General features: G+C 67.6%; 12 protein-coding genes and 3 pseudogenes. 3 read left to right on the top strand and 12 right to left on the bottom strand.

Annotation, left to right across the window (positions count from 1 at the left end):
* Nucleotides 1–380 precede the first annotated feature (380 nt).
* The gene (locus tag ACZ6IM_RS41820) at nt 381–905 is read left to right on the top strand and encodes a helicase associated domain-containing protein (protein WP_398918930.1); all 525 of its coding nucleotides are present in this window, start codon (nt 381–383) and stop codon (nt 903–905) included.
* Between the two features lie 167 nt (nt 906–1,072).
* Here ACZ6IM_RS41820 and ACZ6IM_RS41815 read toward each other — a convergent pair whose 3' ends face one another.
* The 9 genes from ACZ6IM_RS41815 to ACZ6IM_RS41775 form a co-directional block, all read right to left on the bottom strand.
* Nucleotides 1,073–2,158, bottom strand: coding sequence for a MarR family transcriptional regulator (locus ACZ6IM_RS41815; protein ID WP_319217431.1), 1,086 nt, complete (start codon nt 2,156–2,158; stop codon nt 1,073–1,075).
* 32 nt (nt 2,159–2,190) lie between these two features.
* Nucleotides 2,191–2,625, bottom strand: a complete 435-nt coding sequence (locus ACZ6IM_RS41810; protein WP_319217433.1) for a hypothetical protein — start codon at nt 2,623–2,625, stop codon at nt 2,191–2,193.
* Between the two features lie 12 nt (nt 2,626–2,637).
* A complete protein-coding gene (locus ACZ6IM_RS41805) occupies nt 2,638–3,552 on the bottom strand; it encodes a hypothetical protein (protein WP_319217435.1) in 915 nt (304 codons plus the stop codon).
* A 97-nt stretch (nt 3,553–3,649) separates the two neighbouring features.
* On the bottom strand, nt 3,650–4,612 hold the full coding sequence (locus ACZ6IM_RS41800) for a hypothetical protein (RefSeq protein ID WP_319217437.1): 963 nt from the start codon (nt 4,610–4,612) through the stop codon (nt 3,650–3,652).
* Nucleotides 4,609–5,154 carry a hypothetical protein gene (locus ACZ6IM_RS41795; protein ID WP_319217439.1) on the bottom strand — a complete coding sequence of 182 codons (546 nt, stop codon included), beginning with the start codon at nt 5,152–5,154 and terminating at the stop codon, nt 4,609–4,611. The genes ACZ6IM_RS41800 and ACZ6IM_RS41795 overlap by 4 nt, the downstream gene beginning before the upstream one ends.
* A 207-nt stretch (nt 5,155–5,361) precedes the next feature.
* Nucleotides 5,362–5,772, bottom strand: coding sequence for a DUF6415 family natural product biosynthesis protein (locus ACZ6IM_RS41790; protein WP_319217441.1), 411 nt, complete (start codon nt 5,770–5,772; stop codon nt 5,362–5,364).
* A 44-nt stretch (nt 5,773–5,816) separates the two neighbouring features.
* Nucleotides 5,817–5,999 (bottom strand): hypothetical protein, encoded by a 183-nt coding sequence (locus ACZ6IM_RS41785; RefSeq protein WP_319217443.1) that lies wholly within the window; start codon nt 5,997–5,999, stop codon nt 5,817–5,819.
* A gap of 97 nt (nt 6,000–6,096) precedes the next feature.
* The gene (locus ACZ6IM_RS41780; RefSeq protein ID WP_319217444.1) at nt 6,097–6,948 is read right to left on the bottom strand and encodes a helix-turn-helix domain-containing protein; all 852 of its coding nucleotides are present in this window, start codon (nt 6,946–6,948) and stop codon (nt 6,097–6,099) included.
* A 30-nt stretch (nt 6,949–6,978) separates the two neighbouring features.
* A complete protein-coding gene (locus tag ACZ6IM_RS41775; protein ID WP_319217450.1) occupies nt 6,979–7,224 on the bottom strand; it encodes a DUF6879 family protein in 246 nt (81 codons plus the stop codon).
* A gap of 40 nt (nt 7,225–7,264) precedes the next feature.
* Between ACZ6IM_RS41775 and ACZ6IM_RS41770 the strand changes: the two are divergent.
* A pseudogene (locus ACZ6IM_RS41770) lies at nt 7,265–7,429 on the top strand (IS5/IS1182 family transposase); the annotation flags it as partial.
* Between the two features lie 29 nt (nt 7,430–7,458).
* On the opposite strand, the gene ACZ6IM_RS41765 reads toward ACZ6IM_RS41770, so the two are convergent.
* Complete coding sequence (locus tag ACZ6IM_RS41765) at nt 7,459–8,598, bottom strand: DEAD/DEAH box helicase family protein (RefSeq protein ID WP_319217446.1); 1,140 nt, start codon at nt 8,596–8,598, stop codon at nt 7,459–7,461.
* A gap of 260 nt (nt 8,599–8,858) precedes the next feature.
* Nucleotides 8,859–9,360: pseudogene (locus ACZ6IM_RS41760) on the bottom strand (transposase family protein).
* A gap of 310 nt (nt 9,361–9,670) precedes the next feature.
* Between ACZ6IM_RS41760 and ACZ6IM_RS41755 the strand changes: the two are divergent.
* Nucleotides 9,671–9,889, top strand: a pseudogene (locus tag ACZ6IM_RS41755) (transposase); the annotation flags it as partial.
* A gap of 24 nt (nt 9,890–9,913) precedes the next feature.
* On the opposite strand, the gene ACZ6IM_RS41750 reads toward ACZ6IM_RS41755, so the two are convergent.
* Nucleotides 9,914–10,238, bottom strand: a 325-nt coding sequence (locus ACZ6IM_RS41750) for a transposase (protein ID WP_469564445.1), incomplete at its 5' end; no start/stop codon positions are given.

The following is a 10,238-nucleotide window of genomic DNA, read 5'->3' as shown; positions in this document are numbered from 1 at the left end:
CCCGGTCGATCCGGTGGCGGGGCACGATGACGAATTAACTGTGTCCTTCACCCAACCGACGGCCGTGAGAGCGAGAGCAGCCCGGCTCTTCACCCTCGTTTGGTATGCCCGGAGCAATCCCCTGGGTGGCGATGAAACCCATGCATATCATCAGCGCACCACCAGTGAGGTCCTGGGACCGCCCGATCCGCCCCGGGCGGTCCCTCGTGTGAACTGGCACGTCCATGGCAGCCGACCATCTCCACGATGGGCATCCGGCAGCAGCAACTTGGTCACCTCACGACAGCCATGATCACTACAGCGGTGCACTCTGAGCAGGAAGAACTCTCCCACTCCCTGCTGATGCCCATCCGATGTCACCGGCGCCCCCATTCACAGGCGTGCGGGGCGCCGCCCTCCCCGTGGCGGCCGCCGCCCCGGCGGAGCTCCGTCCGGCGCTGGCCGCAGCCCTCAAGGGGCCGAAGAAGGTCGGGAGCAAGGCCGAGGCGGCGTTCCAGCGTGGCCTGGCAGCCCTGGCGCAGTGGGTGGAGAAGGAGGGGCAGCGGCCGGTCCCGCGCGGCGCGGTCGTGGAGGTCGCGGTCGACGGCGAGGCGGAGCCGGTGCCGGTGAAGCTGGGGGTGTGGCTCTCGAACACCAAGTCGAGGCGGGACAAGCTCACCGTGGAGCAGCGCGCCTCCCTCGCGGCGCTGGGGATGGAGTGGGCGGGCGTGGTGCCGGTCGTCGAGGCCGCCCCGGAGCCGTCCGCGCCGCAGCCCGTGCCGCCGGCGGCCCCGGCGAAGCGGCGGGTGCGGGAGCACCATGAGGAGTGTGACAAGGAGCTGTACGAGGGCGGGAACTGCACCTGCTGGTCCATCGAGCGGTTCGAGCCTCCCTCCGAGCTGGAGGGCTACGGAGACGACTTCTGACCGCTCCCCCGCCGCCGTGCGAGACCCCGGGCCCGTCGACAGGGCCCGGGGTCTCGTGCGTCACGGTGCTGGTGGGACACTACCGACGGCGCGGGATGGTGACCCGGGCCTCCGTCAGGATGGTGCCGGTCGCCGGATCGCGGTGGACCGGGACGTACAGGCCCCGGTCAGCGCCGACTGTCGTGGGAGGTGAAGACGTCCAGCAGTTCCCGCACGGGCACGTGTGCCTCCGCTGGATGGCGGAGGGTCCCGTCTACGCAGAGGATGTAGCGCGTGCGCCGTCCCTCGCGCTTACGCCGTAGGTAGCCAGCCTGTTCGAGGTCGGTGACGATGCTTTGCGCGGTGCGTTCGGTGATGTGGCAGACCGCGGCGATGTCGCGGAGCCGGGCGGCGGGGTCACGCGCGATGGCGAACAGCACCCGGGCGTGGTTGGTGAGGAAGTGCCACTGCCCGGCCTGCTCGCTCACGTTCCGCTCCCTCCACTCGACTCTGCCCAGGTGGATGTACGGGTCGACGGCCGCGAGGACCAGGCGCTGGAGTTCGGCCGGCTCCAGCGCCTCCACCTCCCACTGCACCGGGCGCCGGGGGTCGAAGCCGTACCGGGCGGCGAAGGCCGGCCACCTCGGGTCACCCTGCTTGCCCTCGGTCGCGGGCAGCTCGTAGGCACGGACCTGGTCGTAGGTCAGCAGAACACGTTCAGTCCGGCTCCAGCAGCCGGTGCGCGCCACCCAGTCCCGCTCGATGTCCTCGCCTGAGCAGTCGAAATCGCCGACCACCAGAAGAACGCCGTCCCGAGGGTCGGAGGTGACCCGGTCGTGGACGACGTCGGCGTACGACTGCGAGCCGAAGCCGCGGACCACCAGCACCGGAATGCCCGCGTCGGCGAGCCATCCGGTGAGCTGCTGGCGAAGGGTGTCCTTTTCGGCGGCGACGTACGTGGCGTGCTCCTGGCCCTCGGTGCGATCGAGGCGGAACCAGCTGGGCATCTCCGCGACGAACGCGTCGGTACCCTCCCAGGCGGGCGGGACGTGAATCTCCCGGACGGTGTCGATCAGGTCGGGGAACCGGCCCTCCCGGCGGGCCTTGGCCAGCTGCGCGGATAAGCGCCGGTACATGGGCGCCGTGTGCGGCAGCGCCCCTTCGGAGACCAGGCGGTACATGACCTGGCGCAGCGTGACGCCGCCCTCGTAGCTCTCCACGATCTCCCGGGCCCGGTCGACGACCGCCGGCCACCGGATCCGCTCCCGCGCCATACCGGTACTTGTACCCCTTCGACGTCGTCCGGTCAGATGCTGCTCTGGGCGACGGCAGCGCGGAACTCCTGCGTCATCAGCGGGACCGAGCCGCGCTGCACGGGCGCCGGGCCCGGTTCGCCCCACACCTTGTGCAGTGCCGCGCGCAGCTTGTCGTTCATCGCCGCATCGACCACGGCCCGGTGCTCGTCGGGCACCTCGCGTCTGTCCTGGACGGCGACCATGGTGCCGTTGCGGGTGCCGATCCACCCGAGGGTGGTCACCTTCCAGCCGAGCTGCTTGGCCGCTTTGCGCATCGCGGCCCGGATCAGTTCCACCCCGCCCAGCCCCACGGCCTCCTCGTCGTCCAGGTTCACCTGGTAGTAGCCGCCGTACCCGCCGGCGCCGTCCGGGCAGGCCCGGCGCAGCAGAGGGATGAGGACCTCGGCCATGGCGATGCAGCGCGGGTCCTTCGCGTACGACGGCACCGGGGGCCTCCTTCAGCGCGGAGTGGGCAGGTGGGGCAGCAGCGTAGTGAGATCCCTGCGGACACGTTCCGCCAGGACGGCCGGGTCGTTCGCGGTCCACTGGTGGGCCACGCCGATCGCGTCGGCGGCGTTGGTGCGCGAGGAGGTCTTGTGGGGGAAGGCGCCGCCGGTCACCCGGGCGGTGAAGGTCGCCGGCCCCGGCGGGCGGGGAAGGAACAGCAGCGGGTGGTGCGGGGTGAAGTCGAAGTGACCGAGACGGGCGGCGGGCTCCTGGTCGAGGAACTGCGGCTCGGTCCACAGGCCGACGCTGACCACCAGCCAGGTATGGGGGCGGTCCGGGTCGTTGCACAGCCACAGGTCGAACGTGCCGGCCAGCAGATGCTCCTCCCACTTCCAGACCTTGGCCCGCGGTTCGAGGTCCGCGGCACCGTCGATGCGCAGCGGCATCAACGCCTGCTCGAACGGGGTGATGACATCGGCGTATGCGGTGCGCAGGGCCTCGCTGGCGGCGTTGTCGACCGTCAGTTCCCGGTCCGGGATGATCTCCCACTCCAGGCCGGAGGGCACGTGACCGTCCAGGTACTCGCGGACCGGATTGAGAACCAGCGGCACACCGTCCTTGTCGCGTCGGGCGTGTTCGACTGCGGGCAGGCGGACCCACCACGCGTAGTAAGGCGTCCCGCTGTCGTAGGAGTCATAGTCGACGCACAGCTCGTAGACGCAGCCGAGGGAAGCGGCGAGCTGCGTCATCGCTTCCTTGGTCTGCTCGTCCAGGTCCGGGTCCTCACCGGCGAGTTGCTGCGGGTCTTGGACCTCCAGCTTCCAGACCACCCAGTCGAAGTCCTCCCAGTGCTTCGCCTGCTTCGCGTCCTGTGCCATCGCCGCCTGCCCCTCCGCCTGCTTGTCCTCGTTCACAAGCCAGTACATCAGCGGGCAGACGGCGCCGGGCGGCGTTCACGCTCTCCCGCCCCAAGGAGCGAACCGCCCTGCCGGGTGCACAGACGTGCCCCGCCGCCCGGCCGGGCTACCAGCGGCGTAGGTCCTTGGTGAGTTCGCTGTGCCACTCGGTGCGGCGCGGCACGTACTCATCGGGCGCCGGTCCGAGCGCGACGACCTGGTCGGTGATCCCGTAGGTGACCCGGTAGGCCAGGACCTGGGTGGCGAGGTCCATCCATGCCTGGGTCTTGTGTGCCGGCGGTACGGGACCGAGGACGGTCACGAACCACATGGGCAGCAGGGCGCGGTCGCGGACCGTGTCGGCCAGGCGGCCGCGCAGCAGCCAGTTCAGCTTCCGCTCCGCTTTGTCGCCCTGCTCGATCAGCGACGCCTTCGCCTGCCTCAGTGTGTCGTCCTGGGCCAGTGCGGCCCGGGCGGCCTGAGCGGGGCCGGCCAGCTTCTTGGCCCGCTGATCGTGCGTCTCCGCGAGAGGGCGGGACATGCCGAAGTCCCAGACGGCCTGCTTGTACTCGCGGGATGTGCGCGGCCGGGTGGCCAGGAGGCCGGCGGCCTCCACCACTTTCCCTCGGTGCTCGTCGCGCTCTTCAAGTGCTTGTTCATAGTGGCGGATGCTGAGGCGGAGGGACTCGCGCTGGCGTTCGGGGAGCAGTCCGGAGCGTACGTTCCAGCCGTGGCTGGCGGTCCTGGCCAGCTTCTTCCACTCCGGGTCGATGGTGTCGAGGTCGGCGAGCGGGGCGCCGCCCGCGGCGAGCAGGTGCGCTTCGAGAGCCTGGACGCGGCCGGTCAGCCGCTTGAGGGCCTGCTCGGTGTCCCGGATGTCGCCGCGTACGTCATCGTCGAGCTCGGTGAGGTCGTTGCGGACGGTGCTGAGGTCGTCCTCGAGGCTGCGGATGTCGCCGCGGATGTCGCGCAGCTCGTAGTCGAGGTCTTCGACCTCCCCCAGCTTCGAGCGCAGCGAGTGCAGCTCGTGCTCCATCCCGCCGGTCCGGCTCTCCAGACGGCGGACCTGGTAGCCGTAGTCGTCGCTCACCGCCGCGCCCCCTTCGGGTCGGCGCCCGTGCTGTCCATGGAGGACCCGGCGACAAGCATCCAGCCGATGGCGGCGGCAATGATGAACCACCGGCTGATCACGCTCAGGCTGATCAGGGCCATCAGGAGAGCGACCACGTGCAGTCCGACGGCTCCGAAGCGGCGGTCACGGTGCTGTTCGGCATCGACCTCCTGGAAGCAGCCGGCCACCGTGCCCGCGAAGTGCGGGACCAGCAGGACCAGCCACCATGCCGAGCGGTCGAGGATGAAGACGAGCGCGATCAGCACGGCGCCGACGGCCGCCTGGCCGCGCCAGGACCACGTCACGATCCGCTCACTGCGCATGCGCTCGGGTTCGGCCAGCCGTTCGGGGATCGTCTTATCGAACTCCACCAGCCTGCTGGTGACGTTCACCAGCCGGGCGTACTCCACCGCGAACTGGTCGTCGTCGACGTCGTGTTTCAGCAGCTCCGTATGGCGAGCGCCGACCTTCTGCTGAAGCTGCGCCAACTGCTCCTCGATCTGCTGCTCGGTGCTGCTCACCGAACCACCCCCACCCGCGATGCGACGACACGCCGACCGGACACTTCCCCGCCGGCGGCAACCGCCAGCCGTCAAACCGATCGACCGTACCCACAGCTGTCCGGGCCTCGCCGGGTAATCGCACTCAGTGGCCGAAACCTTGCCGATCAAGTCCGTTCACCGCTGCCTACCAGGAGTTTCACGGCGATGGCAGATACAGCGCACGGGTCAGCCGGCGGGCGGTGCAGTCCTGTCCGAGGTGAGCGCGGCCTCCAGCCGGTCAAGCCGTTCGTAGAGGGCGCGGACCAGGCGGGCGCGGTTCTGGACGCAGCGCACGGTGCCGTCGATCGTTGAGGACAGCCGGCCTTCCGCCTCGCGCAGGACGACGTCGGCGAGCGCCTTGGGTCCGCTGTCCTTGGGCAGCTGGTCGGCGCGGCGGCGGACGTCGGCGGCGACGGCGCGGGCGTGGCCGGTGAGCTGGAGGGCGATCTGCTCCAGGTCGCGGGCGGTGAGGGTGTCCTCGCCGGTCCACGCGAGGACGGCCGTGACGAGGCACTCGTACGGTTCGCGATCGAGCGGGAGATCGGCTTCGATCAGGCCGTCGGGGTCGTACAGGACCGTGTGGGAGCTGGTGTGCATGGCGGGCCTCGCTGCCGGGAGCGTCGTGTGCGGGTGGCCGGCGGTCACCGCTGGGGGTCCTCGCCGCCGTCGGCTCCGTCGTCCTGGTCCTCGTCGTGCTGACCAAGGAACCGGGCGAAGCCGCGGTCCGCGCGGGCGAGCAGGGACGGTGAGGGGACGCCGTAGGCGGGCGACTGGAGGCCGCGGCCCTCCGGGGCCGGGACGGTGGAGTCGGTGTGTGCGCGCAAGGGGGACCCGCCTCTCCGGCTGGTGGTCCGTCGGTGCCGTCGACGCTACGCACCTGTGGTCCGGGCTCTCAACGAAGTTGCGGAGAATTGCGGAAGTTCACTCCAGGGCGTCGATCGCGGCCCGGATGAGGGCGCGGGCCGCGTCTCCGTAGACGGCCATCTCCGCGAGGCCGGCGAACGCCTTCAAGTAGTCGGCGAGCTCGCGCGGCTGCGTCACCTTGATCTCCGCCGTCAGCGTCTCCACCACGGCCATGGTGTCGTCGTGGACGTAGAACGCTTCCAGCGGCCACACGGTGCGCTGCGCGGTGAACGGGATGATCCCGAGCGAGACCGAGGCGAGCGGCATCACCGCCAGGAGGTGGCGCAGCTGGCCGCGCATCGCGTCGGGGTCGGCGGTGCGGAAGCGCAGGACGGACTCCTCCATCAGGACGACGTAGCGGTGCCCGCCTTCGTAGAGGAACCGGGAGCGGGCGACTCGGGCGGCGACGGCTTCGGCGACGTCGTCGGGGGTGCCCTGGAAGCGGGTGATCTGCTGCATGAGGGCGGTCGCGAACGCCGGGGTCTGGAGGAAGCCGGGCGGCACGTTGGACAGGTAGACCCGGCAGTGGCGGGTCTGCGCGTGGAGGGCGAGCCAGTCTTCCTGGACCTGTCGCATGCCGTTGCGGTGCAGGCGGCGCCACTCCATGTACATCGAGTCGACGACGCGGGCGGTGGCGATGAGGTCGTCGGCCTGGTTGTCGGCGCCGCACGCCGCGCACCAGGTGCGGATGTCGCTGTCGGAGGGCGCGGCCGCGCCTTTTTGGATGCGGGTGGTCTTGGCGGGGTGCCAGCCGCACCGGGCGGAGAGTTCCTTCCCGGTGAGGCCGGCGTCCTTGCGCAGGTGCGTGAGTCGCACGGCGAGCGCCTCGCGGGCCGCCTGTGCGCTGGAGGAGGGGGAGGCGGTCGTCATGAGGTGCGTGGCCCTTGGGTTGTGCGTCGGTCAGATGCGGTAGTCGGCGTGGTCGGTGGCCAGGTCCCACACTGAGCGGAACGCCTCGGCACACAGCTTGATGGCCTGCGGGTCGTCGGTGTGGTCGGGCTCGAGGGCCTGGCCGTCGCCGGAGAACAGGTTCCAGCGCACGAGGCGGTCGTCGATGAGCCAGAAGTCGTTGCCGGGCAGGGCGAGGGTGGAGGCGCGGCGGCGGGGCAGCCAGCGGACCTGTTCGCCGGCGCGGGGCCTCGTCACCACACCCTCTGACCAGCCCAATCACCCTCCAACACAGGATGGAAGACCCTCACTGAACCGGTCCCACGCGAAGATTCGCGCCCTCGTTGAGCCGACCATGGCCACCCTCAAGTCCTGGCGACTCCTTCGCAAGCTCCGGTGCTCGACCACCCGCATCACCTGCCTTGTCCAGGCCATCCTCACCCTGCATTTGACCAGCTCAGGGCGAGGATGGAAAAGGCTCACTCCTCGCCCTCAGCGTGACCTCGGCCTGGAAGGTGCTTGCCCCGCGAACGGGTGAGAGGACGAAGCCCCAGGCTCCGAAAGCCTCCGTGTGGCGCCCGAGTGGTGCTGTGTTGTGAGCAAGTCACTGGCAAATGGGGCCACCGGATTCTGAGGCGACGGCGCCTGAGTAAGGTCTTTTTGCACCCCTTGTCCCGGCCTGGATCCCATATCTGAACTGCCGCGATTAACCTCGATCACAGCGTCGAGATACCTGTACCAATCCTTAGTGCCGTTGCTCATGAGAACCTCTTCCCCATCAGCGAGCCCTCGGATGTTCTGCCTGCATATGGATTGACCATCACGGCCATCTGCATAGGATTTTTCGATCACACCCACAGGGGATATTATCATACGATCCTGCCAATTTTTGTAATTACCTTCCAGGGCTTGCTCCATCGACCCCTCGACTGATATTGCGACCCTTGCATATCCGTGCTTATCTGCGTTTGTAAGAAGGTATTCCAGGTTCTCTGGACGAGTTACGCTTACATCGTAGGCAATCGATTTTCTCGCTTCAATGCACGCTTCGGCAACCTTGTCCATCAACCAGGAAGACTCCGTGTGGATGGCAGCAGACTTCAAATCATTCCTATTTTCCGTCCGGTAGCTGTGATCTTCGGCTATATCATCTCCAAGATGGCTCCACCAGTCTTCCGGTATATGCTGTACGCCACCCTTGTCGCACATCTCCTCCTTGACATCCCGATGGCTCAAGATGATGAAGGATTCACCCCTTACTGCCCCTTCGGAGATCCCTGCGAGCTCACACAGTTTCTTGTGTTCGGGGCTCTCGAAATCGTTGAGCTGTTCGAGGTAACTATTTAGTTTAGCGGTCTTGCCTATGCCGCTTGCACCGGCCATGAGGATGAGAACTGGTTGATCGGTGCTGGGATACTCCTTTATTTTCTTGGCATATAGTTCTTCGATCTTCGAATGCAGTTCCGGGATCGATGGGCTGACCCCGTTCTCCTCTCCTCCCCAGTCCCGACCAAAATCGAATTTGTCAGTACTGTACCTTTCTTGGATGAGCGACAAGGCGCGCTGATCCTGGTTGTAATTCTCGTCAGTTTTCCAGTATTCTGGCACCTGGGCCACCTCCGCAGGCCTCATGTCAGGCCTTCATCTCCTGTTGGTTTCGCTATGCACAACGGCAGCGGCCTGCCTCTGGTTCACAGAGTGAGTGAGGCTTTTTCAGCCTGGCTGACAGGTCCGCCGACTATGCCCGGCGGAGTGCTCGCAACACGATGTGAGACTGTGGTGGTTCTGCTGGTCACAGGTCTGTCACCGGCTGACGTGGTCACTCACGGATACGGCCCTGACCAGCACAGACGTGAAGTTGGAAAAGGCTCGCTGCTCTCCACTGAGCGTTTTCAGCGTTGCCTCTGCAGGGTGAGAACGGCTTTGGCGATGATGCTCATGCGGTGGGGCTGGTGCGGGATCTGTGGAAGATCTGCCGGGACTTCAGTCGTGCCATACTGCGTTCGACGGGTGCACAGGCCGCGGGCAGGGCCCGGTTCGCGGTCTGCTCGAAGGTGTGAGGTCGCCGCCTGGCGTGCGGTGCTTGGCGATGGTGACCCGGTCGCCGGCACCGATATGGGCCATGCCGGCAAGGACGGGGATGCCCCGGCGTTCGCAGACCCGAAGGATCCGGTGGGTCCGGGCGACTGTCAGATCGTGGGCCCGGCCCGCGAGTGTTGGCAACAGCCAGAGGATCTCCCCGCGGGGATCCGCGACGGCCCGCGACGGATACCCCGAACACCGCAGCGATCCGGACCAGGATGTCGCGGCCGGCAGATACACCAGTGCGATCAGCGCCCGCAGGTACGGCGGAAACTGACACCGGCGACCACCTTCACAGGTGACGATGCGCATCGAGACCCACTCGACCAGACCGTGAAGCAGGTCGAGTACAGCAGGATACGAACCTAACAAGGCTCCAGCCCAGCCCAGTTGAGACGCCGAACACCCCCCTCAACGACACCGGAGCCCTGCCCGTCGCCCACCCCGAACCCACACCGCACCGTCACCCGATCACTGGCCACTCCGAAAACGCTCAATCGGTCAGAGGACCTTGGTCAGCGCCGAGCCACCCCGTCCCTTGCGTAGGGCCGGGGTCAATACACCTAGGCGCTGTTTCTCGGATCTCCTGACTTGATCGGGGTGTTGGGGTCAGGCTGGCTTCATGGGTCGTGGGGATCTGACGAACGCGGAATGGGCTCGGCTGGAGTCGTTCTTACCTCGTGGGGGTGGGCGGGGAGGTCGGTGGAGCGATCACCGTCGGGTGATCAACGGAGTGCTCTACCGGGTGCGGACGGGGGTGCAGTGGCGGTCTCTGCCGGAACGATTCGGGCCCTGGGGGACGGTCTACAAGCGGCATCGCCGTTGGTCGGGTGTGTCAACTTAACGGCTGATCTTGGTTGTTGAGTTATCGCTGGTCGGTGGCGGTCAGGCGGCCGTCGAAGGCGATCTGGAAGGCGTTGAGCGGGGCCTTCCAGCGCATCGTCCAGCGGCGCCGGCCCTTGCCGGTCGGGTCCAGGCTCATCAGCGCCATGTAGACGCACTTCAACGCGGCGGCCTCCGAAGGGAAGTGGCCGCGGGCCCGGACGGCCCTGCGGATGCGGGCGTTCACGCTCTCGATCGCATTCGTCGAACAGATCACCTTGCGGATCTCGACGTCGAAGGAGAGGAAGGGCACCATCTCGGCCCAGGCGTCGGACCACAGCTTGATCACAGCTGGATACTTGCTGCCC

The sequence above is a fragment of the Streptomyces sp. NPDC042336 genome (assembly GCF_055581985.1).
This window is presented reverse-complemented; position numbering and strand designations above follow the sequence as displayed.